This is a genomic window from Endozoicomonas gorgoniicola (assembly GCF_025562715.2).
Lineage (GTDB): Bacteria > Pseudomonadota > Gammaproteobacteria > Pseudomonadales > Endozoicomonadaceae > Endozoicomonas_A > Endozoicomonas_A gorgoniicola.
Genome location: NZ_JAPFCC010000001.1, coordinates 2196322 through 2221916 on the forward strand (window position 1 = coordinate 2196322; position 25595 = coordinate 2221916).

The window sequence follows — 25595 nt, forward strand, 5'->3', positions numbered from 1 at the left end:
GTTGATGTGTAACTGCTCAAAATTGACTGGCAAATCAACCTCTACAGGTCAAAGAAAGTTATCCTGATCTTTCGTATATTTCACCGTATGCACCTGCCTGACTCACTATTCTCCAGTACAGACAATGAACAGTTGCGTTCATTCGTCAAAAACCTTCTCGACACGGTCGAGAAGCAATCTGTGCAAATTGAAAGGCAGCGCGTTCAGATCGAACAGCTGGTCGAAGAGAACGAACAGCTTCGAGCAGAAATTCGCCACCTGAAGAAGCACAAGGGCAAGCCTAAAATCAGGCCTAATGTCTCGGACAAGGGCGATGATCAGGAAGACAGCTCTTCTGCGGAAGACACTGATCAGGCTGCCGGGAAAAGTGACACTGATCGTCCGCCGAAAAGTAAACGACCACGATCACAAGAAGCCGGTGAAACCGCTGCACCACCAATGACTGTTGACCGAGAGGAAATCTGTTCAATCGCTGCTCCCGGTGAGAACTGGCGCTTCAAGTGCTATATCGACTTTTTCCATACTGAGCTGGACTTGCGTTTTGTCACTACTCGCTACAGGCGTGAGTATTACACAACTCCGGAAGGCGGGGTGTCAGCCCCGCTACCTGATCATGTGAAAGACCGTTTTGGCGACAACCTGAAAGCCCATCTGCTGGATTTTTATCATTCATGCAGTACGACACAGCCACTACTGCTATCTTGGCTGCACGATCATGGATGCTCAATATCAGAAGGTTCCCTGAGCAACATCCTGACGAAAGGCCATGATATTTTCCACCAGGAAAAAGAAGAATTGCTGGAAGCAGGGCTGACTTGCTCTGATTATCTCCAGGCCGACGACACAGGTGCTCGCCACCAAGGAAAAAACGGCTACTGCCTGTTTATCGGCAACCCTTATTTTTCCTACTTCCATAGCAGCGACAGTAAGAGCAGGATTAATTTCCTGGGCTGTCTGCAAGGGCAGCAGCGGCTTTATCTTCTCAACGACGTTGCCATTGACTACATGGAGAATCAGGTTGATGTGTCGAAGAAGTGGATCACTGCGCTATCCGAATGCGGCGAGAAGCGTTTCTCAACAGAAGAAGAGTGGGAGAGCTTCCTTAACAGCATTGGTTGTGCTGCCCCGCAACAAAGGCGCTGGGCGACAGAGGGTGTTTTAAAGGCCGCATTGATGCTCAATCATCGCCTTGAGAACCTGATTATCCATAGCGATGGAGCCCGGCAGTTTGATACAGCCTTTCAGCATTCGCTGTGTTGGTACCATGCGGGAAGAAACATGGACAAGCTGATACCGGCCAATGACCTGGAACGAGCCGCCCGTGACACCGTGCAGGATCAGTACTGGTGCCTCTACGACGACATTGAGGCCTACCAGAAAAAACCAACGGACAAGGAGAAACAGAAGCTCTACCAGGAGTTTGATCGTTGGGTAACACAGCGGGTTGACTACCCTGCCTTGCAGGCTGAGTTGGGCAAACTGATGGTTGTCAGGGAAGAGCTGTTATTGGTTCTTGAGTATCCGTGGCTGCCACTGCACAACAACCTGAGCGAGAGGCAGATCAGAGAGTATGTGAAACGGCGAAAGGTTAGCGGTGGTACCCGGAGTAAACTTGGGAGGAAATGCCGCGACACCTTTGCCAGTTTGAAAAAGACCTGTAAACAACACGGGGTGTCCTTTGCCAACTATCTCAGGGACAGGCTGACTGGAACCAATCTGATTCCGCAGCTGGGGCATCTCATCCTGAAGGCATCAGGCTATCAGGAAACGGTTCTTGCCAATGGAATATGAGCAGTTACGTTGATGTTTAATATTGAACTAAGCACATAACGCCCGCATTTTCGGCTGATTTGGAGCGCAGCGGAAAACCAGTCCGACAACATGCGCTTGTTGAACCAAGCCGCTACGCGGCAAAAATTACAAAATTGTCTTTTTAGTCAATAATTCCTGAACTCATTAATCCCAATGAGCAATACCAGGAAATACGCATCATGAATCCTGCCGAAAAAAACGCTTCGACATACTCTACCAACAGCACCTGACCACACTGAAGCTCAAGGGTAAAAGCAAAACCACCATTGATTTATACAGTTGTCCTTTAAGGCGTCTTTCTAATTACTTTGACCGCTGCCCGGATACTCTGACCACTGACGACCTAAAAACCTACTTCGCCGATCTGGTAGAAAGTCACTCATGGAGTACCGTCAAGACTGACCGTAACGGCCTGCAATTTTTCTACCGGTTTGTACTCGAACGGCCGTGGCAGTTCATTGACATCGTCAAGCCACCCTCCGTACGACGGCTGCCAGACATTCTCACCACAGATGAACTTACACGGTTACTGAACCGTTGCCGAAAGCCTGAAATTCGCACATTCATACTCACCACTTACAGCATGGGGCTGAGGTTGAGCGAAACTCTCACCCTGACGGTCAATGACATTGACTCAAACAGGATGAGAGTGCACCTCCGACAATGTAAAGGTCAAAAAGAACGTTACTACCTGTTCAACAGCAGTAACCTTGCCAAAGTCTTTCGGGCTCGCCTGCTCAAAGCACTGGACGAAGCGGGTTTACTGACAGCAAAGCTGAAGAAAAGCCTGCCGAAAAACTGGGTTGTTAATTGCCAGCACACAGGCAAAGGCGAACCCGCCCTGAAATACCTGTCCAGATATCTGTATCGAGGTGTCATCAGCGACCGACAGATTGTTGCCAGCCAAAATGGAAAAGTCACCTTCACCTACCGGAACAGTGCCTGCCTGCCCGGCAGACTGGTAGTGTGTTTAACCCAAAAAAAACAGACTATGCCTGATTTTCTGCTTTTAACTTGTGGAAGCTGAAATAGAGTTTAAACTGATGTGCTCTTGAATTTTCAAAACCAACGATTTCCTTAAAAAATAAGGTTTTCAGTTTATCTTTAATCGTAAACCAGAATCACATTTTTCAGAATGGTATTCGTTATGAAGTTCTGCCCCTTCAAATGTTTTCGTTATTGTTTTGTAGTTTTAACTCTCATTACGCTGTGGAGCAGACACTGCTTAGCTTTTTCCCGATATGAGGAAAATAATTCCCCTGTCGAGTTGCTGACACGAACCAAAGCCCTTTACAGTTTGCAAAAGTATTTACCTGAACCGATGCCAGATGCTACAGATACGTCTGGTGTCGTTAATAACGATTTGCCAAACACAGGGCTGATCGCTATAGGGGGTATGGTTTTTTCCTTTGTTAAAGCCTGGCTTACCAGCGAAGAAAATAATGACTATCCTGATAAACTCACGACTACCGATGAGGTGTCTCTGGTCACGGTAAAGAGCGACGCTGATGAACTGTTATTCAATACTTATCAGTTTGAGCTGTTGTCTGAAACCAGTGACTCCGACACTTTTCAGGTGAACTACCGATTCAGAGAAGTACCCAATACCAAAGGCCCCCTTTCCAGCCGGTCTTCAGGAGGCGGCGGCAGTTCTTCGAAAACTACCCACCCTGGCAACACAGCAGCCATGTTGAGTCGAAACAGTGCATCTAAAGGCGGTGCATGTGGCGGTGGCGGCGGTGGTGATAAGAAACCAGATGGCACAAACTACTCAAGACTTGCGGATAATGCCGGTGCCATTGATATTTCAGATATACAGGAAAGTCTTGAAGCACTTTACCTGCTGGCTTGCAGTTCTGAGCTTCCAGAAAATCGCCAGGAACTACAACTAAATGTAATGAATACGAAGATTAAAGTTCTAAACTTGCATATCGAAAGACTTAGATCAGAATTGAAAACTTCAAAGTCGGAACAGGGATCAAGCAACCGTACACCATTTCAAGCTCCCTCAACTTCAACGACATACATTGATAATGAAATAAGAAAAGTAAATGATCAAATAAGAACACTTGAACTCAAAATTGAAGGAACAAATAGGAATTTAGTAGCTAATGCCAACAACATGACCGGATTACAAGAACGATTAACTGGTATGGAACAACGACTCAACAATATGGAAGCATCACCTGTCGGGTCTGGAAATCAATTACGGCAGGTTCCGCAGCCTACTAGTTATAACGGCATACTTTTATGGAGAATAGATAGCTTCAATCAAAGAAGAAACGATGCAATTAACGGAGTTAAAACAGCCTTGTATAGCGAACCTTTCTATACTGACCAGTTTGGCTACAAATGCTGTGCAAAGGTCTACCTGAATGGTGACGGTTTTGGAAAAGGCTCTCATATTTCACTGTTTTTTGTAGTAATGCGAGGTGACTACGACGCTCTGCAAAGCTGGCCCTTCCTAAAAAAAATCACTATGATGTTGATGGATCAAGGTGAGGGTGAGCATATGCTTGACGCATTCCACTCTGATCCACAAAGCTCCTCTTTCCAGAGACCAAAGAGTGATTCAAATATCGCTTCCGGTAGCCCACTTTTTATGGAACTGGACTCTTTGGCAAACCATCAATACGTGAAAGATGACGTAATTTTCATCAAAATAATTGTTAATTAAGCTGTTGCTGTAGCTCATGTACCTCACTACAAAACTTCTGATGAGCAGATGCTGACTTAATACCACGCTGCTCACTCAGGTTAAAGAGTTCTCTCGCCACCTTCAGGTTCACACCGATGCCATCCACCTATGTACGGGACAAAAAATTATAAACTCTTGATTTATCGGGTCTGGAGGGTATGAGCTGACCTTTCCATCAGGTAACCTATCCGGTCTCTCAACTCCGTAAAGTTTACCGTTGTCGTACATGGAAGAAGTCAGCTCATTAGCCGAGAAGCTTAAGGCTCATTTACCCCTGCATCAAGCCCGAATCAACTTCATCTCACAATTTGTTCTATCTTTGATACGCGCCCGTTCTACTAATCTCTACCGAGTAGCCGAAGAGTTCCAGTCTGAAGCCGATGCCGAATCCAGTTATCGACGCATCAAACGGTTCTTTGCTGGTTACGAATACAGCTATGAGCAGTTGGGGGAATTTATCCTGAGCTGCCTCGATATGGATCGCTATACGCTATGCATGGACAGAACCAATTGGAAGCATGGCTCTAAGGATGTGAACTATCTGGTGGTCTCTATTTCCTGGCAAGGAAACTCTATACCCATTGTCTGGGAGTGTCTGGACAAACGTGGTGGCAACTCCAATACAGATGAACGCATTGCCTTGATAGAGCGGGTTTTGAAGATTATTCCGGCGGAAAAAATTGACAACCTTCTGGCTGATCGTGAGTTCATAGGTCATGACTGGTTTGAGTGGTTGCGACAGAAGAAAATATTGTGTCGCCTCCGTATAAAAGGTGATGTCGCAGTAGAGCATGACAATCGCAAAACCACAGCGGGGAAGCTTTGCCGTAGTGTGAAGTTTAATCAAACCGTCACTTGGCATACCAGAAAAAAAGTGGCGGGAGTACCGCTTTACATTGCTGCGCACCGCACCTTGAAAGGGTTGCTCATAGTTGTGGCTACTGAAAAGCCGGACGGCATGATCGAGGACTATTACAAACGCTGGGATATAGAAACGCTGTTTGGTTGTTTGAAAAGTCGTGGGTTCGATATGGAGTCTACACATATGACGAAGCACGACCGCATGGACAAACTTATGGGACTCCTCGCCATTGCGTTCGCGTGGTGTCTGCTTGTGGGGCACTGGCATTACGGTGAGGCTAATCAGCTCCCACTGAATAAACATAACAGACCAGCAAAAAGTCTGTTCAGACTGGGGCTTGACATGCTCAGACGAGTACTTAAAAACAAATGCGCAAAAAATGATCAGATTGCATTTCAGGAGCTGTTAAATGTTTTGTCCCGTACATAGGCCATCCACACCATAGAGAAAGCGTAAACCCCAGCGGTAGACATCCTCAGCACTCAACTCTTTTACCCGACCTGCTTCTATCAGCTTTTTCAGCCTTTCCAGCATTTCGGCCTGCTCCGGGTCCGGATGAAGAAACATACAGTCTGCATTTTACGCTCTGCTGACCAGTAAAAGTGGAACAACCGAATACCGAACGCTGCAAGGAGAAGACTTCCTCTGGTTAGTACTCCAGCACGTTCTGCCCAAAGGATTAAGGAGAGTCCGGGATTACGGCTTTCTCCATTGCCGGTGCAGAAAACTACTCCGTCTGGTTCAGTTGATTCTGCAGGTGATCATCAAGCCTGGCACGCCAGTCATCCGCCCTAAACGTTCATGGCCGGTAACTGGCCACCCCGAAGCATGAAAATATTGAAGCCTTCATCCAGACTTGGAGTGGGCGGCAAGGCCTGATCATGGTCGACAAATTTTTCAGAGGCTTTTGACCCTGAACCTAAACTGACCTGGACGGATCGCTCGTACCCCTAATCGTTTCCCGCCTTACGACGTTGAACGGATAGTAAAAAGACCTCTGCTGATCCTCGGCTTATGGCCCACGATCAATCCATCAGACCTTGCCATCTTCCATGATCCATAGGGAGATTAGTCTGATGCAGTCAATTTTGAAATGTTGTGCTGGCCTCGATGTTCACAAGATGATGGTCATGGCGACTGTTCAGACCGAAGATGAAAACGGCGAAATCAAAGAGATCACTCAGTCGTTCAAGACGTATCGACGTGAACGCAGGAAGCTTCGCGACTTCCTGGTGAAACATCAGGTTGAGCTCGTAGTCATGGAAAGTACTGGCGTTTACTGGAAATGCGTTCACGAAACTCTGATTAAAGCAGGCCTCAAGGTCTGGGTTGTCAATGCCCGTCACGTCAAGAATGTGCCCGGTCGCAAGACTGATGTCCAGGACAGTCAGTGGCTGGCAACACTGGGTCGGTGTGGTTTGCTTCGCCCCAGCTTTGTACCGCCCCCTGATATCGAGCAGCTGAGGTTGCTGTTTCGCCGTCGTCAGAAACTGGTGGGGCAGCTTGCCGGTGAAAAGACCCGTCTGCATAAAGTTCTGGACGATGCCGGCATCCGTCTCGGTGGTGTAGTGAGTGACATACATGGCAAGTCCGCACAGGAAATGATTCAGGGACTGATTGACGGCCTGCCTCCGCAAGAGCTGGTGAAGTTTGCCCGTGGCAAGCTGAAGAGCAAAACCAAAGAGTTATTCGACAGCATGGAAGGCTCGCTGTCTTCAGCACATCTGACAGTGCTTAAGAGCATCCGGAAACATATTCAGTATCTGGATGATGAGGTTGCCGAATTGGATGCGGGAATACGCAATATTGTACAAACTCAGTACCGGGAACCCTGGCAGCTATTGCAAACCCTTCCGGGAGTCGATGAGATCGCAGCAGCAGGGTTGATTGCTGAGATCGGTGATGACATGAGTGCCTTTGGCAGCCGGGAGTCTCTGGCATCCTGGGCAGGCCTATGTCCGGGCAACAATGAAAGTGCCGGTAAGCGTAAGAGTGGTAAAACTCGTAAGGGCAACCAGTCCTTACGACGGCTGATGTGTGAGATCAGTCAGGCAGCTGTAAAGACCAAAAGCCAGTTCAAAGGCAAACATCAAAGCCTGACCATTCGCCGTGGATATAAGCGCAGCATCATTGCCATCGGACATAAAATGTTGCGGGTGATCTACTGCATCCTCACCAGGCTTACGCCCTACAAGGATCCAGAGATTGATTACGAAGCACTGACGGTTCACAGGAATGCACCGCGCTGGTTACAGATGCTCCAGAAATATAATTATCTGCCAGCTTTAACTAAAGAATAAAAGCTCATCAGAGGCTGCGAGTAAGAACCTTGCCTGTCGGTGAGGATGGAGTGCTTTGCGAGTTCGGAGCACTATTTTCATAGTAAACATACCTGTCAATACTGCGGTAGTGACATGAGGGCGATAGCCTTCAGGCTGATGCGACCTACCTGATGTTGAACAAAAAGTGCCGGGACTAAACTCATTCAACAGGAGGAAAACGACAGCAGCAAACTAACAATATATCTACGACGATGCTCGTCCAACCATCGGGAGCAGGGACGCTTTCATGCCTGAAAAACCGCCATAATATCCGCACCGACTGTGCGAGAACTGTAGAAAAAGCTATTTCCCATAAACTGCACAGAGTAGTTGTCAAGTCCGGGCTTGTTCAACAACCGGATAAGATTGCGGCTGCGCGCAACCTATCCTTATTCGTTAGGTGCGATTCTAAATGTATGACACTAATATTAGAGGTATTGCTCTGCTATTTGAGAAATGTACTTCTTTAGTTTTTTTCGTTCATTCATACTTGCCAAACTATCAGCATACCAAACATTTGAATTGCCTATTCCACCTCCACCAATTGGACTTCTTGGAATAACATAGTTTCTATTTTGTACAGGTATCAAGTAGCAGTTTTCTTTGAGCGCACTTATTCTATAACCAAAAATATCATTTCTTTCGTATATTTCCGGTGTGTTTTTAAAATATTTAAGTAACTGCTCATATTCCATTGGCAAGAACCGTTTCCTGATAGCCTGATGCCTTCAGGATGAGATGCCCCAGCTGCGGAATCAGATTGGTTCCAGTCAGCCTGTCCCTGAGATAGTTGGCAAAGGACACCCCGTGTTGTTTACAGGTCTTTTTCAAACTGGCAAAGGTGTCGCGGCATTTCCTCCCAAGTTTACTCCGGGTACCACCGCTAACCTTTCGCCGTTTCACATACTCTCTGATCTGCCTCTCGCTCAGGTTGTTGTGCAGTGGCAGCCACGGATACTCAAGAACCAATAACAGCTCTTCCCTGACAACCATCAGTTTGCCCAACTCAGCCTGCAAGGCAGGGTAGTCAACCCGCTGTGTTACCCAACGATCAAACTCCTGGTAGAGCTTCTGTTTCTCCTTGTCCGTTGGTTTTTTCTGGTAGGCCTCAATGTCGTCGTAGAGGCACCAGTACTGATCCTGCACGGTGTCACGGGCGGCTCGTTCCAGGTCATTGGCCGGTATCAGCTTGTCCATGTTTCTTCCCGCATGGTACCAACACAGCGAATGCTGAAAGGCTGTATCAAACTGCCGGGCTCCATCGCTATGGATAATCAGGTTCTCAAGGCGATGATTGAGCATCAATGCGGCCTTTAAAACACCCTCTGTCGCCCAGCGCCTTTGTTGCGGGGCAGCACAACCAATGCTGTTAAGGAAGCTCTCCCACTCTTCTTCTGTTGAGAAACGCTTCTCGCCGCATTCGGATAGCGCAGTGATCCACTTCTTCGACACATCAACCTGATTCTCCATGTAGTCAATGGCAACGTCGTTGAGAAGATAAAGCCGCTGCTGCCCTTGCAGACAGCCCAGGAAATTAATCCTGCTCTTACTGTCGCTGCTATGGAAGTAGGAAAAATAAGGGTTGCCGATAAACAGGCAGTAGCCGTTTTTTCCTTGGTGGCGAGCACCTGTGTCGTCGGCCTGGAGATAATCAGAGCAAGTCAGCCCTGCTTCCAGCAATTCTTCTTTTTCCTGGTGGAAAATATCATGGCCTTTCGTCAGGATGTTGCTCAGGGAACCTTCTGATATTGAGCATCCATGGTCGTGCAGCCAAGATAGCAGTAGTGGCTGTGTCGTACTGCATGAATGATAAAAATCCAGCAGATGGGCTTTCAGGTTGTCGCCAAAACGGTCTTTCACATGATCAGGTAGCGGGGCTGACACCCCGCCTTCCGGAGTTGTGTAATACTCACGCCTGTAGCGAGTAGTGACAAAACGCAAGTCCAGCTCAGTATGGAAAAAGTCGATATAGCACTTGAAGCGCCAGTTCTCACCGGGAGCAGCGATTGAACAGATTTCCTCTCGGTCAACAGTCATTGGTGGTGCAGCGGTTTCACCGGCTTCTTGTGATCGTGGTCGTTTACTTTTCGGCGGACGATCAGTGTCACTTTTCCCGGCAGCCTGATCAGTGTCTTCCGCAGAAGAGCTGTCTTCCTGATCATCGCCCTTGTCCGAGACATTAGGCCTGATTTTAGGCTTGCCCTTGTGCTTCTTCAGGTGGCGAATTTCTGCTCGAAGCTGTTCGTTCTCTTCGACCAGCTGTTCGATCTGAACGCGCTGCCTTTCAATTTGCACAGATTGCTTCTCGACCGTGTCGAGAAGGTTTTTGACGAATGAACGCAACTGTTCATTGTCTGTACTGGAGAATAGTGAGTCAGGCAGGTGCATACGGTGAAATATACGAAAGATCAGGATAACTTTCTTTGACCTGTAGAGGTTGATTTGCCAGTCAATTTTGAGCAGTTACGCGGATTCGATCTCCCAAAGATAAAGGTAAGGTCGAGTCTGCTGTCCAGGTAGTTGAACGGTGGATACTGGCGCGTTTACGTCACCAGACATTCTTCTCCCTGGCTTCACTCAATGAGGCTATTGTAAGGTCACTGACAGGACTGAATAACCAACCGTTTCAGAAATTGTCCGGTAGTCGTCGTTCATTGTTTGACTCTCTCGATAAGCCTGCACTGCGCCCATTGCCTGAAACGCGTTATCAATACGCAGAATGGAAGGAGGCACGAGTACATATTGACTACCACGTAGAGGTCGACAAACACTACTACTCAGTCCCTTATCAGCTGGTCAAAAAGCAATTAAGTGTACGCATGACCAGTCAGACGATTGAGTGCTTCCATAAGGGGCAGAGAGTCGCCAGCCACCGCCGTTCGCAGCATAAGGGCAGGCATACTACTCAAGCCAGCCACATGCCGGAAAAGCACCGTAAATATACCGAGTGGACACCAGAACGAATGCAAAGCTGGGCGGCAAAAATCGGACCTGAAACCGCAGCCGTCATCCAACGCGTCCTTGCAACACGGCGTTATCCTGAACTGAGTTACCGAAGTTGTCAGGGCATCATCCGTTTAGCCAAAGGCTACGGTAACGACCGACTTGAAAACGCCTGTCGTCGTGCGCTTTATGCTGATACCTGCTCCTACCGCAGCATAGAGTCAATCCTGAAGCACAATCTCGATCAGCAACCGCTTCCAGAACTGGAGCCAGAGGCGATGTTGCCTGATGAGCACGAGAACCTTCGGGGTTCAGACTACTTTAACTAACGACGGCAGGAGAATAAAAATGTTAATGAACCCTACGATGGAAAAGCTTCAGGCTCTAAAACTTACCGGTATGCTAGAAGCATTGGATGAGCAGCTTAAAAGTCTTGATATAGAACAGATGTCGTTCGATGAACGGCTCGGCTTAATGATTGACCGTGAAGTGATAGCAAGGGATAACCGGCGTTTAAAAACACGGCTTAAAAAAGCACGACTACGTCATGATGCCTGCATGGAAGACATAGACTATCGTCACCCCAGAGGCCTTAGACGAGACCAGATGCAGCAGTTGCTATCCAGCCACTGGATACGGGAGCATCAGAACGTGATCATTACAGGGCCGACGGGTGTGGGAAAAACCTGGCTGGCCTGTGCAATGGCACAGAAGGCCTGCCGGGATGGTTACACCGTGCAGTACCTCAGACTGCCGAGATTACTACAGGATCTGAACCTGGCAAGGGCTGACGGTCGCTATGTGAAACTGATGGCAGCACTGGCAAAAACTGACCTTCTTCTTTTAGACGACTGGGGACTATCACCTCTGACAGAAAGCCAGCGACGTGACCTGTTGGAAATAGTAGAAGACCGGCACAATGTAAAAAGCACCCTGGTCACCAGTCAGATGCCGGTAGATCACTGGCATGAATTGATCGGTGATCCAACACTGGCAGATGCCATTCTGGACAGGCTGATTCACAACGCTCACCGGGTGCCACTTAAGGGTGACTCCCTGCGCAAGAAACAGTCAAAACTGGCAAAGTCAGAACTTACGTCCTAAGCTGCTATCCGATGCGTCGCTGCGCTCCGAAGAGGGGTGGCCGGATACACTGGAACAGGTGGCCGGATGTTACCGGAATGGGTGGCCGAATGCGCTGGAATACCCAACGGTTACTGGGAAAAATTTGAGAGGGCAGATAATAATCCCTACCAGTAAGGGTTTTGCGGTATCCAGAAACGGAAGCATTTTCGTCTACGAAGCAGGCAATAAACAAGTTGCCAGCTTTACTCCACCTGATGGCTATCATGTAGCACGCTTCCAAAATGGTGATATTGCCAGTACAGGGTATATTCTTGTTGAGCGTGACGAGCCCGAAAAAGGGTCTGTCGATGAGCTGATGAACTTTGGCACTCTTGGCAATCTTATGGGCATTTCTGAAGTCTCTGACTACATGCTGGTTGGACTGAATAATGGCAAATCCATTCCTCTCGTTATGACTACAGGAGGAAAGACTACCGGGTTCCACTCCGGTTGTGTCAAGAAAAATGATTTTATCAATGAGTGCGCTCAAGCAGAGTTCAGAAATTCACTCTATGAAAAGGATGGTAGCCCAAATATGGGGCACTATTACTGCCGTGTAAGTTGGTACGATACTCCCGAAGGGAGTTTTTCTATTTCCATGGAGCAAGGCAGTAAGAAAATAAATATCAGAAGCCTTGATACTGAGGAAAAAGCAACCCTCTTTGAAAGGTCTCTTGGCATTAATGATTATGTTGTTTCTCAGGATAGCTCTAGTAAATTGACAGTTAAGGCAAAACTTGCATTTTCTTTAAAAGAGGTGCCTGATGCCGTCGATTTCTGGAGGAAGAATAAAGACTTGATGGCAGCTCAGAAGTAATCATACTCACATAGTTCCCCACCCACGAGCTGGGAATCATATTTCCAGCTCGTTTTAAGAGAGCTTCACGTACCCAAATAAAACACCCCGCAACATTGACAACAATGGCGAGGCCGAGTGACTTTGTTCCTGTACTCAATGCTTGGTTTTCTTATCTTCCGTGGACTCACCTTCCGTGTGATGCCTGATACTTTGTCGGCATCTGAAGGTTGCCCTTCTACTGTTCACTGGAACAACCTTAGGGTACGTATTTTCCGGTGCAAAAATATTGATCTACATCAATGTATCAATGTTTTGTTTGTTCTCAACATTTCAATTCCTATCACGCTTTTTTTACCGAGCCGAACCTAAATAACTTGCCACCACATCCTTCCTTTGATGCCCAAGCACCAGGGCTATGGCCTCTCTCGCTTTACTATCGACGTAACTTTTCTACAAACCGCTTCAAAATCAGCAATTAAGACACCACTTTTCCCTATTGTTGCCTCCAATTGTTATACCTTTGGCGGATCATGATTACGCATTTCACAAAGCCGCTCCTCACTCATTAACCAGGGCAGATAAGGAGTGAGATCATCAGGTGGCTTCCTGCCATTTATGGCACAAGCCTCAAGATAGGCACCCAGCCAGATTTTTGGATTAATATCCCAAAGCTTTAGCGTCATAAAAACGCTGAACAGAAAAGCGGCTATATCAGCACTCCATACGCTGCCAGAGCCGTAGTAATTCTTCCTGCCAACGACACCTGTGCGCAGTGCTTGCTCTGCAGCGTTGTTATCCATGGGGATACCGGGGTTAGTGACAAAGCGGGTCAATCCTTCCCAGTGATTCTGCAGACTTTCGAGCACTTTTTTCGCTCTGACTCGCAGTTTAGGACGATTAAGTTCCTGATCCCTCCGGGTTGCCATCTGCTCTACCTGATGTTCAAGCCGTAACTGCTGTGTTGCTAGCTGCTCTGGTTCATCAAGCACTTCAAGTCGCTGACTATTAAGATGATATAAACGACCAATCCTGTTCACCCAGGTGGCGCTCCACTTCTCCAACTCCGGATCACCTCGTTGAGCGTCAATAAAATCCCGCCTGACGTGAGCCCAGCAGAAAGCTAAATCAATAGAAACTACATCATTCGCGAGTTTCTTGTAGGCTGAGTATCGGTCACACACCAATGTACCAGCCCCGTCACCAATGACTGACTTCGGTACGACAGCCGCGCGGGAGTCAGCAATACTGAAATAAACCGCCTGGTCACAGAGAAATACCCACAGCCAATGTTTGTGGGAACCTGTCGTCTCATGTGCCCAGGTGATCCACCGGGTTTCATCAGCATGCCACTGATCGCTACTGGCGACGAATTCCCGAGTAGCTTCGGCTACCGGCTCAAAAAAGGGCGTTATAGCTTCCAGGCCAAAGGAGATGGTCGCCTGCGGCAGTTCCAGTCCCTGAGTCTTATAAGACTCAAGTTGCCTGTTTATGGGGATGCCGTATGCGTACTTATTCAGCAACAGCTCCACCCAGACAGAAATACCAAGCTTTCCTCTGTTGATGAGTCTTGGTGGAGGTGGTGGAGTAGTAATATTGGGCGTTTCAGGGCACTGGCAGGTTTTTTGGTAATGCCTTCGGTGATAGCGACGAACGTGAGCCTTAACTTCAACTTCAATTACGTCGCAGCTGTCGTCATTGAAAAAAGACTTGAATGGCCGGTGGCAGACTGTACAACACTGTTTGTCCACTGGTAAGTCTACAGACTCATGAACCACTGGCAGGTTGTTGTGAAGATGGCGACCAGAACCGGGGACTCCGGGCTGGTGACCTCGTTTTCGATTTGAAGGTGGCCGGGTAGTATTGCCACTTTTCTTTGAAGAAGAACTGGTCTTCTCTGATTTACGACCGAAAAGCAAGTGCTTCATGTGTGCCAGTTCTGATTTCAGATCAGCGACCTGGGTGTTCAACCCAGCTATTTCGGCTTTATGCTGAGCGATAAGAGAGGCATTTTTAGCCAGTACTTTTTGCTCTCGGCCACAGGCCGCCTTCCACATGGCATGCCAGAGGTTGGCCTGCTGTTTTAGCTGGATGTGTTCCTGCTTGGTGAGGATGACCTGCGAGGTAGCGAAGGGGGCAGGCAGTAATGCAGGTGTTGTGCTTGATCCTGAAACATGAGCATTTTGCATACTCTAAAAGTAGACGACTTTGAGCTGATGTTTAGTGGTTTGTAGAATAGTTACGTTCCAGTCCCTGAGTCTTATAAGACTCAAGTTGCCTGTTTATGGGGATGCCGTATGCGTACTTATTCAGCAACAGCTCCACCCAGACAGAAATACCAAGCTTTCCTCTGTTGATGAGTCTTGGTGGAGGTGGTGGAGTAGTAATATTGGGCGTTTCAGGGCACTGGCAGGTTTTTTGGTAATGCCTTCGGTGATAGCGACGAACGTGAGCCTTAACTTCAACTTCAATTACGTCGCAGCTGTCGTCATTGAAAAAAGACTTGAATGGCCGATGGCAGACTGTACAACACTGTTTGTCCACTGGTAAGTCTACAGACTCATGAACCACTGGCAGGTTGTTGTGAAGATGGCGACCAGAACCGGGGACTCCGGGCTGGTGACCTCGTTTTCGATTTGAAGGTGGCCGGGTAGTATTGCCACTTTTCTTTGAAGAAGAACTGGTCTTCTCTGATTTACGACCGAAAAGCAAGTGCTTCATGTGTGCCAGTTCTGATTTCAGATCAGCGACCTGGGTGTTCAACCCAGCTATTTCGGCTTTATGCTGAGCGATAAGAGAGGCATTTTTAGCCAGTACTTTTTGCTCTCGGCCACAGGCCGCCTTCCACATGGCATGCCAGAGGTTGGCCTGCTGTTTTAGCTGGATGTGTTCCTGCTTGGTGAGGATGACCTGCGAGGTAGCGAAGGGGGCAGGCAGTAATGCAGGTGTTGTGCTTGATCCTGAAACATGAGCATTTTGCATACTCTAAAAGTAGACGACTTTGAGCAGATGTTTAGTGGTTTGTAGAATAGTTACGACTGACTCAGCGCTTCCCTCCTGTTGGGCTTCTTGTAACTGGCTTTGTAGGTCACGGTTCCGGCTCTCAAAGCGTCGCCTTTCAATAGACTCCTGCTTGCCCTGAAGCTGATCCAGTTCGTCCTGCATACTTTCCAGCGTACTGCGAGTACTGTTGCCCAGCTGCTCCATACTGTCTTCTGCCTGATCGATGGCATCCGTCAGGCGGTCAAGGTCTTGATGGTTAAGCAAGTCCAGAGAGTGCGCAGCGGATCGTCCGGCGTAAGCGAGGTTCTGTGCGGTCAGGGTGCCGTCTTCATAACCGGATAGCAGTGACTCCAGCGTGACTTTCTGCTGTAAAAACTGGGCTTTCACATAAGCGGCATTGGCGGCGGTATCCGATAGCCAGCTACCAATCCCGGTGGGGTCGAAGCTTCCGGTAACGTTCGCAAGCCGACCCGCTTCTTCCTTCGCTGCCTGTAACTCATGCTTTAACCGGCCTAACTGGTCAAGGGTATCGCTGGTATCAATTTGGGTGGCACCCTGCATGGCCAGAAAAGCGTCTTCCGCCTGTGCGCTCAGGGCATGGAGTTCGGCGGTAGTTCGGTTGAAGACCCCTGCCAGACCGGAACCGGTGGTTTTCAGTTTGTCGTTATTGTGGGTTATTTCAGTATTGAGACCGCCTATCTCTTTGCCCAGTGATTGAGCAACCTGTGTCACTTCCTGAAGCTTTTGCTTAACCCGTTCCAGTGCTTCCGTGTATTCGTCATGTGTCAGCGTGCCGTTGCTGTAGGCTTCGGCCAGTGCCACGCCAAGGTCAGCCAGCTCAGTGCGGGTTTCGGCAGCGTCTATTTGTTTCAGGGCATCGGCAGCATCGGCAAACGCAGATTGTGCGGTCTGGGCGACTTCTTCAGCGGCGGGTTTGACCTGTTGGTAATTATCCAGTAGCTGGTCAATGGTCTTTTTATTATGCTGCCGGACTTTTTGCTGGGATTGTTCGTTATTTCTGACAAGGCTGTCGCCTATATACGATAAGGCATCATTCACATCCGCAGCGTCCTGCTTGACCTTCGCTGCAAAGTCATTGCTCATGGCATCCAGCGTGGCGGTAATGGCTGCGGTTTTTGCAGCCATTTCATCGGCATTGACCGCTTTAAACAGGCTGGACAAACCGCTGGTAATGGAAGCAAAGGTCGCAGTCACCACAGCACCAAAACCGTTCACCCCCACCATAAAGCCATTAAAGAACAGTTTGACGGTGGAGCCGGTTATCTCAAAGGCTGACCGGGCATCGCTCAAAGCGGTGCTGACTGTACGGAAACCGTCTTTTATCCCGGAAACAACCCCTTCAATGGTGACACCGGAGAGCGATGCCTTGATACTCTCTGCCATGCTGATAAAGCCATCACTGATGGATTGTGCAACAGCAGCCAGTTTGCCGTTATCCGTTAATTCCTGAATGCTGACGGCAAAGCTTTTTAGCTGACCTTTGACGTAATCCAGCCAGCCGGAATCGGCAATCTGCCCTTTGAATTTCAGCCACTCATCGGACATATTCGCCATCAAGCCTGACAGCAGGCTCATGTTAGCGGCAGCGGCTCCTTCGCTGGATTTGCCGATCTCTTCAATCAGCAACTTTCCACTAATGCCTGCACCATATTGGAGGCAATGGGCGTGTAACTGACTTTTACACCTTTATTATCAATGCCACTATTCACCAGCACCTTGATGCCGGACTTGGTCAGTTCATAATCCACACCCGCCACCAGTTCGGTATCCGTACTGTCTTTGACGGTGACCAATTGCTTCAAGTCCGGCAGATGGTTAAACGGGATCAGTTCATCTTCAACACCATGACTCGGCAACAGTTCATCAGTGACCGGAGTTGTGGTCGCAGCCGTCATACTCCCACGCAGGGCAAGGGAGATATTCGAGGCGGTAAAGTCATTAGCGACAATGCTTGCCGTAACACTGGACACCCGGCTGAGTACATTGCGGTTACCGCCACCGCCCAGATAGTTTTTCAGCTCTTTACGGTCTTCTTCAAAGCTGAAGGTAAATTCGCTGACGTTGCCAATAGGCAGCAGTGGCGCGGACTGGTCGTAGGGTTGCAGGTGGATGGAACCGGCACCAATGAAACTGCGGTCGATTGTGGACATAGGAAGTCTCCTGTTGGATTTATTTTTGGGATGGTTGTCGGAGTGCGATTTAGAAGACGACTTCAAGGTTCACAGACATATCTGCAAACGAGAGCTGCCCGTTGCCGGGAGCAATATCGAACTGAGTCTCAGAAAAGCTGATTTTACGGACACCTTCAAAGCGGGCGTTATTGAGCAGTGACCGGATCGTTCGGGCAATGGTCATCAGCTCATAAGTGGTATCAGGCTGCGTCCGGTAAACGCCGCTGACCGTTAATTCCAGCCGATACTTTGCCCGTTTACCCTGCCGTTCCAGTTCCCGGATACTGTCCAGCTGTACCAGAATGGCTGGGGGCTCAATATCCGGAAGGTCAGCGATGGAATAGCCAAGCAACACCGGAAAACGACTCTCTTCCAGTTTGGCGACCAGGGCTTTGATGATCTGTTCATCGGGATTCGATGTTGAAGGCATAGTTCAGCTCTTGTTGTAGCAAAGTGGTAAAACGCTCCATTAATTCCGGCTCCAGGGTGGCAATGACCTGACTGGCGCTGTCGTAAAGTGGGGCTCCCTGCTTTGCCAGTGGTAATCCCATCCACATCATGCGTCCGGATCGCTTTGAGCGCTGGTATCGGTGTTGCCAGTTTGCTTTACGCTTAAACACCATCGGATGAGAAGCATTGAGCGGCTGCATCAGAAACGCTCCCGGCCAGAAGTGTTTGCCGGTCCGAACACCGGATCGGGTTTGCACTGGTTTACCCAAATAGTGAGCCGGAATATCCAAAGCACCGATCCAGATCACCAGCTGATAACCACTGTCCTGGTTCAGGGTCACTCGTACCCTGCCCAGCTCTTTCAATAGCTTTTGAGTGATGCCCTGTTGACGAGCGAGACTCCGCAATGTCTGTCGTTCTGCGAAGCGGGAGAGTTTACGCAGGGCTCGGGTTAAGGCTTTGTCCACTTGCCGGGGAGAGTCACGGAAGTCACTGACGATGTCTTCTATCTGGCTGTCCAGCTCAAGATCGATCTTCATGGAGATTCCAGACAATCAGGTGACCGTCGTCTTTGAGAGGCCGGTCAATTACCCAACGCTGCCCTCCAGATTCAATCAGACAGCCTCGCTTTACTGATAAGGTTCGATCCAGACTGATCACGGTCACTGGCTGCAAGACATTATCATTAAAACCGGTAGCAGCCAGCTCTCTGGAAATGATACCGGTAGTTTCAAAGCTGTAATTATCCTGAGTAATCGACACTGGCTGGCCAAAGGTGGCCAGCACTTGTTGGTGCAAGTCGTTTAACTCATCTTGCATTTGATCACCGCCCCGGGCTTCAGGCAGATGGGCAGAGGGTTGGACTGGGTATGCACCTGAACACCTTTGTCAAAGTCCAGAATCTTCTGCTTGGCGTAGCGAGGCAGACCGATGGTATTCACGGTTTCAATAAAGTCTGCCGGGGCATACCAGGTGCGGAACACCCCGGTGCCTTCAGGAATCACATAAGCCTCGTCCGACTTGATAAACGGAATATTACCCACCTGACCGCGATATTCTTCCCAGTCGATATCCCCGAACCGGAAGCCGGATTTAGGATCGTTCCGCAGCAGGGCGCTGTCCTGATGGCGATGGTAGGCATCCTTAACATAATCATGGCTCACCAGTCCATCGTAGAAATCTGCACCGCAGAAAGCCCGAAGTCCTGAGTAGGGTTGAGCCCCCAGGGCATCATCCACTTTCCGCCGCAGCTTCACACACTGGATACGCACGTCGGTGGCCGCATCACTGAACTTAAACGTATGGGTTTGCTGGGTAACACCAAACTCCTGAAACAGGTCATAAATCACGGTGCTGCCATCCGCATCGAGAATCTGGCCCTTAATGGCTCCCAGCCTGAGGTGTTCAAGGGTGACTTCGTGGTTGGCGTTCATATCTGAAAGCCGTTGGTTAACCACAGTACGCACCCCTTCCAGAGTACTCTCTGACCCAAAGGCACGCACATTCCGAACTTCATCCGCCACAATGGTGGAATCATAAGGAATATGGGGAATGACAAAGCTGCGCACCTTGCGCTTGCGACCGCTGGCCTGAGGAGCTGGCGCACCCCTCTCCGAAGTGGGCAACAGAATCAGCTCACCGTTTCTGGATTCTACGACGGCGGTTGTGGTGTTAATGCCGCTTTCCGTAAACAGGCCCAGTTCACCAATACGTCCCGGCTTGTAGGGTAGATCATTGATGGTGGCTGTCAGGCTGGTCAGACTGAAAGCGTCGTTGTTGAAAATATCCAGTAAGCTCATCCCTGTTCTCCCTGTCTGAGAATGATATCCAGTGACGCCAGCTCGCCTGCCGCTGACAATTCACGACTGATGCTGCTGTTTCCTTCGGACACAATGAATTGTTTATACGCAGCTTTATTCTTGTGAAAGCCAGGAGCAGAAATAGCACCACTGAGCACAGCCAGTTCCAGCTAGCGATTCCACACCGGGCGGCAAAACTGAAACACCAGCTGGTTGTGCTGAATCTGCTGAATCCGTCGTCTGAACTCATTGAGAACCACTCGCAATGCCCGGTCACTGACCCCTTTCATATCACCGGACAGGATTTCAAAAGGCAGCCCGATACCGGCTGCGACTGCCATTAACTGCTGCCGAATAAAGTCGGGATAGTTACTGGCGGCACCCGGTGGGTTGTTGAAAGTAATTTCTTCGCTGGGCGAAAGCTCCTGCATGGTGCCGGGCTCCATGGCCACTATGGGGACACCCTGCAAATCGTAAACAATGGGGCGTCCGGTAAGCGGATCGACCTTTTCAGTTTCCGGAGCGGGCTTGGTGATAAAGCCGGTGAACAGGTTAGCGATTTCCTGCCGGAGCAAAGTGGCGTCATCAAACTTATCCAGATGAAACATTCGCAATAACACCTGAGTCAGCAGGGGCTGTCCTCGCAGCTGCCCGGGTCGCAATGGTTCATACAGATGCAACACCTGTTCAGCAGGCACCCGTCGTAAATCAGCGATATCAAGACTGGTGTAATCCGTTGGATGTTGCCGGTGCATCCAATAGGCCACCCGCTGCCCAATACCATTAAACTCAATTCCGGCTCGGATTTTATGCCCGTTCTTCAGGTCATCCTGATAGTCCCAGGGTACAAACTCGGCTTCCAGTAGCTGCAATTGCAAAGGCACCGACAGACCGTCTGATGGTTTGCGGGGGCGCAGTCGGACAAAACACTCGCCCGCTTCCAGCATGGATCGGACAGCCAGCGATTGCTGCCCATAAAAGTCCAGCTGGCCATCAGCATCGGACTCATCGGTCCAGTCCAGAAACAGGGTTTGCAGCTGTTTACGAAACGCATCATCCGTTGCTTCCGACTTGGGTTTAATGCCTGTACCAACAATATTGGACACCAGTTTTTCCAGACCGGAAGCCGCCCAGGGGTCATTGCGAATAGCCGCCCTTGAGCGATTGATCAGCGTGCCGAGATTACTCGTCAGAGAGTTATTGGGGCCTGTGGACGGCGCTGCCCAGCTTTGGCTACGCCGTCCTCTGCCTGCCGAGGTGTAAGCCAGGTTTTTTAGTTCTGGCAGCAACCAGCCTGCAATCCTTTGTCTAACCCGAATATTTCATAAATGAGCAACAAGTTCCGGAAAAAACATCCCATTCTGATTTTTTCGGAGGTCTGTTGCTCTACTGTCCATGAAAAAGGTATTACAACCCGAACTCACCATTAATTCGGATGTTTTTTGATCAGCACCTGCTTTTTCAGGACAACAGAATTCCCCAACACTCTTTCTGTTGGTCGCTATTTTATTCTGATTGAGTTTATGAAGCTGACTATCCCGGTCGAGGCAGCGGCATTGAATAAAAGACTTCGGTTATATGCTGCAAAAGCCCTTTTATTGGACAGCTGCGGGGCAAGTGAAGTTTGATTCGGTCTTTATACTCAACCACTTTAACCGCGACCTTACAAAGTTTTGTGATCACGGTTGATGGCTGTGCCTTTTCCAGCTCCGTACCTTTCAGTGCCTTGGTTCTCAGCTCATAGTGAAGAACATAAGCAGCGCAGGCGGAAAACATTCTCAGGTGATTTGCCAGAAAGCCTTGATCTGACAAGCGATCACCGGACAAATCACTTTTCAGATGCTTAATGAAGTTCTCATCCTGCCCTCTGGGACAATAAAGGTCTTCATATATTTCCTCGGGGGAAGCCTCCATCATCGAAGTCACAATAAAGCGGGGATTGTCGCCTTTCTGGTTGACCTCTGCCTTATAGATTATCCGGGTGTCCAGCCCTTTCCAGCTTTTTGCCTGATAGTCCGTTTCTCCGTAGAGCCTGAGTCGCTCAGGCTCTGGCATGTTGTTCAGTTTTGCCAGCCCGGTTTTAACGTCGAGAGCTTTCCGCGCTTCATCCAGCAACTCTTTGGCTTTAGGTCGCAAGGCCGTCTTGTGTCCTGCGCCTTTTCCCAGCACGTAGTCGGAGTGAGGGTCATCCTGAACAACCTGCATTAACTCTGGTTGGGCAAAGTGGCTATCCCCACGAACCAGTAAATGGGTTTTCGGCCATCTTGTACGGATCAGCTTAATGAGGCGCTGGAGAATAGCTGCATTCTCTCGGCCTGTGGGTGTTTTTCCAGGACGCAGGATCGAAGTGATCAGCTTGCCGCTGAGCCCCTCAAAGATCATTAAGGGCAAGTAACAGTAGTCTTGATATTTGGCGTTGAACAGGTTCATCTGCTGGCCGCCATGGGTGATAGCAGGCGTATGATCCAGGTCGATAATGATGGCTAATGGCGGGTATTCATAACTGCTGATGAAGTGATCAGCCAGTGCTTTGGTCATATTATAAATATCCCGTTTGGTCATGGACTGACCAAGCCTTGTATACGTTGGAGCGGAAGCCAGATGGTTATCATCGTCCAGTGGGTTTCTTCCATTGGCAAGCTTAAAGATTGGGTCTTTACGCAGATGGTTGCTGTCGTTTGCATCTTCATAACCACAGGCCATTTGCAAAACTCTTTGGGCAATGAGTTCTTGCAGGGTGTGGTCGATGTAGGATTGATGACGTTTATCGTCAATGCCGTCAGTCAGCCTGGATATGATACCGCTGTGAAGCATTGTTTCACGTAGCATCAGGGCGCCAAAATCAGAGGATAATTCTCCGCCATTGAAGTCTGCCCGGATAGTTTTTCCGTTGGAGGGGTGAAAACGAAGCTGTTCTTGTGTAAATTTGTTCATGGCAAGTTCCGGTTTGCTTCTTCCGAAGCATTTTTTTGGTCGACCCAATTATATCAAGTGATTGGGCGGAACTTGCCTCTTTTTATGAAATATCCGGGCTAAGCCTCATTTAAATTCCTTTGCCAGAATACACCCCGTACTGCCGTGGTCGTTTTTGTTGCTTGATCAGTTCACGCTCGATGGCGTGTAAGCGCCTTTCCATTTCAGCAAAGCTGGCGTATTCCACTTTACGACCTTCAAATTCCACCGTGCGGGTTTCCCGCAGCAGAACGGCACGCTTTAACGCCTGATATTCAGCATCGGTAATCATGATTCATCCATTCAGGTAAGTACTGCGAGAGGTTCTGCGGTGACGGGTTGAAGTCAGCGTGTCGGGTTGCTCCTGTTCGATCTGCACATCAGGCTCCGGTCTCTGTTCAGCCAAACGTACCAGATCCAAACCTCTGTGTTGTTGCAGGATACGAACAGCCGTCAGTGCATACACCCGACAATCCAGCGCTTCATTTCTTTTCTTGCGGGCATCCCATTCAAAATAAGGGACACCGTGTTTGTATTTGCGGATCTTTTCTTCAGCGGTGGCCTGTTTGAAATAGTCTTCATCAAAACAGTCTTTGACCGGCCAGTGGCAATAACCAGCTCCTGGCTCCAGAATTCGATAACGCTGGTAGATCAGCTCTTTGGCGGTGTCGGTACCGACCAGCGTCAGGTAGACACCTTTCTTGTTTCGGGTCTTGGGAAAAGTGGCGATGGGTTTACCTGCCTGTGACGCACCCTTGATAGGGATGAGCCAGTCTGCCCCCTGTTTTCTGGAAAAGGCATAGACCTCATCAGTGAAATGCCCGCCTGAATCCATGCATACCTGGGCCAGATTCATTAATACGCCGTCCTGGCGTCTATAAGGCTGCCGCAGTTTGTCTGCCAGAATGTTCCATATCCCGGGCCGGGACAGATCGCCATAAAGGCGAACATAGTTGACCGACCAGCTTTCCTCACCGGCTCCCCAACCGACGACTTCATACTCAATGCGATCATCCTGAACATCGATACCACAGGTCAGCACCTCGACTGGCCAGGGTACTTCTGCTGGGTAATGTTCACGACGCTGGTAAAGCAATTCGTGATCGACGGTTTCTCCGGTTTCCTGCCAGGTTTGTCCCAGAACCGTATTGGTCCAGTCCTTCAACAGTACCGGATCATCCTTTGCCGCCAGAAAATCAGCAACCGCCTCTTTCCAGCTGTACCAGCCGTTTGGGCTATAAAGCGAGCTGAGATGATAACCCCGAACCGTGATATTGGCTTCTGTGTTCTGCGGTACCCATTGACCGTTTTCAAGCAGTCGGGGCTTGTCATGCTCCTGCATCCGGTGACCACAGGATACGCATTCAAAACAAGCGGTTTCAAGGTCATGGTTGTCAAACCGGATCTGCTGCCACTCAATCGGCTGCATCTCACCACATTCAGTGCAGGGAGCATGATATTGCCGCTGGTCACTGGCCTGATAAGCTGATTCAATCTTGCTGACTCCGGCAATATTGGGTGTGGAGACCATCAGGATTTTACGATTACGGGAAAACGTCGCCGTTCGTTTAATCGCCAGATTGATGGGACTGCCCTCCCCGTCCACATCGTCTTCATAAGCATCCACTTCATCCAGAAACAGAAAGCGGGCAGGCATGGAGCGAAGGCCGGTGGCTGAGTTGGCTCCGGTAATGATCAGCACCCCGTTGGGAAACTCCTTCACCATTTGCGTATTGCCGGAATCCCTGGAGCGAGGGTCTTTGACCTTCTCTCTCAGGATCGGCATTTCCTCAATCATGGGGGCGATGCGCTGCTTGGAGGTTCGCTTCGCCATATCGAGGGTTGGCAACACATACATCATCGGACCTGGCGTGTGGTGAATCACATAACCCAGCCAGTTATTGCCACACTCGGTGCCGCCGACCTGCGCCCCTTTCATAAACGCCACCCGTTCAACCGGTGAAGAAGGCGACAGGCAATCCATAATTTCTTTCAGGTAAGGGGTTCGGGCAGTGCGCCAGCGACCGGCTTCTTTAGCCGCTTTCATGGGCAGGATTCGGTACTCATCGGCCCATTCGGAAACAGAAAGGCGTGTGTCGGGTTTAAGGCCAGCCAAAAAGCCTGAGAAATAAGGTGAACTCACTGACGGCTTAACTCGTTGAGAATGTCTTCTAACTCATTCATTAACAGCTCCCTTATTTTTTTGGGATCGGTTTCTGCTGCCAGTACATCAGCCTGCCGATCTGGAATCCCCATAAGCGCATCCCGCACCATTCGAGCGGCCTGAAACGCATCATCCCGCACCCTGGCGGCATCCGTTAGCTTGCCCGACTTTTCCTCATACTCCATCTTTGCCATTCTGGCCTTGAAGGCTTCGCGCATGGTGCGAGCCGTTACAAAATCAACCGCCTGCCTGGAATCCGTAAGGGTGGCGGGAAAGGCCTCTTGACGAGCAGGAGCCTGCCGTAAGGCGCTAGCAGGTTCTGCCTGTTGCTTCAGGGCGGATAAAGCAGCTTGTTCATCGACCTTGCCATTGACCAGCTTAATCTTGCCCGACTTAACCAGCTTGGCCACATACTGGCGGCTCCAACCTTGACGTTTGGCGAACTCTGATTGTGACAGTAGCGCCATAGACCCCTATT

Annotated in this window: 24 protein-coding genes and 3 pseudogenes; 10 read left to right on the forward strand and 17 right to left on the reverse strand. The window is 49.4% G+C overall.

What is annotated here, in order from left to right:
• Positions 1-87 precede the first annotated feature (87 nt).
• From NX722_RS09955 to NX722_RS09970, 5 genes and pseudogenes are all read left to right on the forward strand, one after another.
• Positions 88-1791, forward strand: a complete 1704-nt coding sequence (locus tag NX722_RS09955; protein ID WP_262563696.1) for an IS66 family transposase — start codon at positions 88-90, stop codon at positions 1789-1791.
• Between the two features lie 229 nt (positions 1792-2020).
• A pseudogene (locus NX722_RS29080) lies at positions 2021-2254 on the forward strand (site-specific integrase); the annotation flags it as partial.
• Positions 2255-2275: 21 nt separating this feature from the next.
• Positions 2276-2839: a transposase gene (locus tag NX722_RS09960; protein ID WP_456077476.1), complete on the forward strand. Its 564-nt coding sequence runs from the start codon at positions 2276-2278 to the stop codon at positions 2837-2839.
• Between the two features lie 120 nt (positions 2840-2959).
• Positions 2960-4489: a hypothetical protein gene (locus tag NX722_RS09965; protein WP_262567857.1), complete on the forward strand. Its 1530-nt coding sequence runs from the start codon at positions 2960-2962 to the stop codon at positions 4487-4489.
• A 247-nt stretch (positions 4490-4736) separates the two neighbouring features.
• Positions 4737-5801: an IS4 family transposase gene (locus tag NX722_RS09970; RefSeq protein ID WP_262566701.1), complete on the forward strand. Its 1065-nt coding sequence runs from the start codon at positions 4737-4739 to the stop codon at positions 5799-5801.
• Here the strand turns inward: NX722_RS09970 and NX722_RS09975 are convergent.
• A complete protein-coding gene (locus NX722_RS09975) occupies positions 5778-5939 on the reverse strand; it encodes a hypothetical protein (protein ID WP_262567858.1) in 162 nt (53 codons plus the stop codon). The genes NX722_RS09970 and NX722_RS09975 overlap by 24 nt on opposite strands.
• 28 nt (positions 5940-5967) lie before the next feature.
• Here NX722_RS09975 and NX722_RS09980 point away from each other — a divergent pair.
• Both NX722_RS09980 and NX722_RS09985 read left to right on the forward strand, forming a co-directional pair.
• Positions 5968-6204: pseudogene (locus NX722_RS09980) on the forward strand (transposase); the annotation flags it as partial.
• A 244-nt stretch (positions 6205-6448) separates the two neighbouring features.
• Entirely contained in the window at positions 6449-7672 is a 1224-nt protein-coding gene (locus NX722_RS09985; protein WP_262564054.1) for an IS110 family RNA-guided transposase, read from the forward strand.
• Between the two features lie 449 nt (positions 7673-8121).
• Here NX722_RS09985 and NX722_RS09990 read toward each other — a convergent pair whose 3' ends face one another.
• Together NX722_RS09990 and NX722_RS09995 are read right to left on the reverse strand one after the other, a co-directional pair.
• A complete protein-coding gene (locus tag NX722_RS09990; RefSeq protein ID WP_262567859.1) occupies positions 8122-8388 on the reverse strand; it encodes a hypothetical protein in 267 nt (88 codons plus the stop codon).
• Complete coding sequence (locus NX722_RS09995) at positions 8378-10081, reverse strand: IS66 family transposase (RefSeq protein WP_262563696.1); 1704 nt, start codon at positions 10079-10081, stop codon at positions 8378-8380. Before NX722_RS09995 ends, NX722_RS09990 begins: the two co-directional genes overlap by 11 nt.
• 80 nt (positions 10082-10161) lie before the next feature.
• Between NX722_RS09995 and NX722_RS10000 the strand changes: the two are divergent.
• The 3 genes and pseudogenes from NX722_RS10000 to NX722_RS10010 all read left to right on the forward strand — a co-directional run.
• Positions 10162-10965 (forward strand): annotated as a pseudogene (locus tag NX722_RS10000) (Mu transposase domain-containing protein); the annotation flags it as partial.
• 19 nt (positions 10966-10984) lie between these two features.
• Entirely contained in the window at positions 10985-11740 is a 756-nt protein-coding gene (gene istB / locus NX722_RS10005) for an IS21-like element helper ATPase IstB (RefSeq protein WP_262567860.1), read from the forward strand.
• 58 nt (positions 11741-11798) lie between these two features.
• A complete protein-coding gene (locus tag NX722_RS10010; protein WP_262567861.1) occupies positions 11799-12578 on the forward strand; it encodes a hypothetical protein in 780 nt (259 codons plus the stop codon).
• A 494-nt stretch (positions 12579-13072) separates the two neighbouring features.
• Here the strand turns inward: NX722_RS10010 and tnpC are convergent, their stop codons facing one another.
• The 14 genes from tnpC to NX722_RS10080 form a co-directional block, all read right to left on the reverse strand.
• Positions 13073-14746 (reverse strand): IS66 family transposase, encoded by a 1674-nt coding sequence (gene tnpC, locus NX722_RS10015; RefSeq protein WP_262567862.1) that lies wholly within the window; start codon positions 14744-14746, stop codon positions 13073-13075.
• Between the two features lie 31 nt (positions 14747-14777).
• Positions 14778-15539 carry a hypothetical protein gene (locus tag NX722_RS10020; protein ID WP_262567863.1) on the reverse strand — a complete coding sequence of 254 codons (762 nt, stop codon included), beginning with the start codon at positions 15537-15539 and terminating at the stop codon, positions 14778-14780.
• Positions 15540-15542: 3 nt separating this feature from the next.
• Positions 15543-17207, reverse strand: coding sequence for a hypothetical protein (locus NX722_RS10025; protein ID WP_262567864.1), 1665 nt, complete (start codon positions 17205-17207; stop codon positions 15543-15545).
• Positions 17201-17731, reverse strand: coding sequence for a phage tail tube protein (locus NX722_RS10030; protein WP_262566815.1), 531 nt, complete (start codon positions 17729-17731; stop codon positions 17201-17203). Before NX722_RS10030 ends, NX722_RS10025 begins: the two co-directional genes overlap by 7 nt.
• A gap of 49 nt (positions 17732-17780) precedes the next feature.
• The gene (locus NX722_RS10035) at positions 17781-18182 is read right to left on the reverse strand and encodes a hypothetical protein (protein WP_262566814.1); all 402 of its coding nucleotides are present in this window, start codon (positions 18180-18182) and stop codon (positions 17781-17783) included.
• Entirely contained in the window at positions 18157-18741 is a 585-nt protein-coding gene (locus NX722_RS10040) for a phage tail protein (RefSeq protein ID WP_262566813.1), read from the reverse strand. The genes NX722_RS10035 and NX722_RS10040 overlap by 26 nt, the downstream gene beginning before the upstream one ends.
• On the reverse strand, positions 18725-19021 hold the full coding sequence (locus NX722_RS10045) for a head-tail joining protein (RefSeq protein ID WP_262566812.1): 297 nt from the start codon (positions 19019-19021) through the stop codon (positions 18725-18727). Before NX722_RS10045 ends, NX722_RS10040 begins: the two co-directional genes overlap by 17 nt.
• A complete protein-coding gene (locus NX722_RS10050) occupies positions 19006-20001 on the reverse strand; it encodes a major capsid protein (protein WP_262566811.1) in 996 nt (331 codons plus the stop codon). The genes NX722_RS10045 and NX722_RS10050 overlap by 16 nt, the downstream gene beginning before the upstream one ends.
• Positions 19998-20159: a hypothetical protein gene (locus NX722_RS10055; protein WP_262566773.1), complete on the reverse strand. Its 162-nt coding sequence runs from the start codon at positions 20157-20159 to the stop codon at positions 19998-20000. The genes NX722_RS10050 and NX722_RS10055 overlap by 4 nt, the downstream gene beginning before the upstream one ends.
• A 12-nt stretch (positions 20160-20171) precedes the next feature.
• Positions 20172-21290, reverse strand: a complete 1119-nt coding sequence (locus NX722_RS10060) for a phage portal protein (RefSeq protein ID WP_262566810.1) — start codon at positions 21288-21290, stop codon at positions 20172-20174.
• A 244-nt stretch (positions 21291-21534) separates the two neighbouring features.
• Positions 21535-22935, reverse strand: a complete 1401-nt coding sequence (locus NX722_RS10065; RefSeq protein WP_262566809.1) for an IS1380 family transposase — start codon at positions 22933-22935, stop codon at positions 21535-21537.
• Positions 22936-23044: 109 nt separating this feature from the next.
• Entirely contained in the window at positions 23045-23245 is a 201-nt protein-coding gene (locus NX722_RS10070) for a phage head-tail joining protein (RefSeq protein WP_262566808.1), read from the reverse strand.
• Positions 23246-23248: 3 nt separating this feature from the next.
• A complete protein-coding gene (locus tag NX722_RS10075) occupies positions 23249-25096 on the reverse strand; it encodes a phage terminase large subunit family protein (protein ID WP_262566807.1) in 1848 nt (615 codons plus the stop codon).
• On the reverse strand, positions 25093-25584 hold the full coding sequence (locus NX722_RS10080; RefSeq protein ID WP_262566806.1) for a hypothetical protein: 492 nt from the start codon (positions 25582-25584) through the stop codon (positions 25093-25095). The genes NX722_RS10075 and NX722_RS10080 overlap by 4 nt, the downstream gene beginning before the upstream one ends.
• Between the last annotated feature and the right edge of the window lie 11 nt (positions 25585-25595).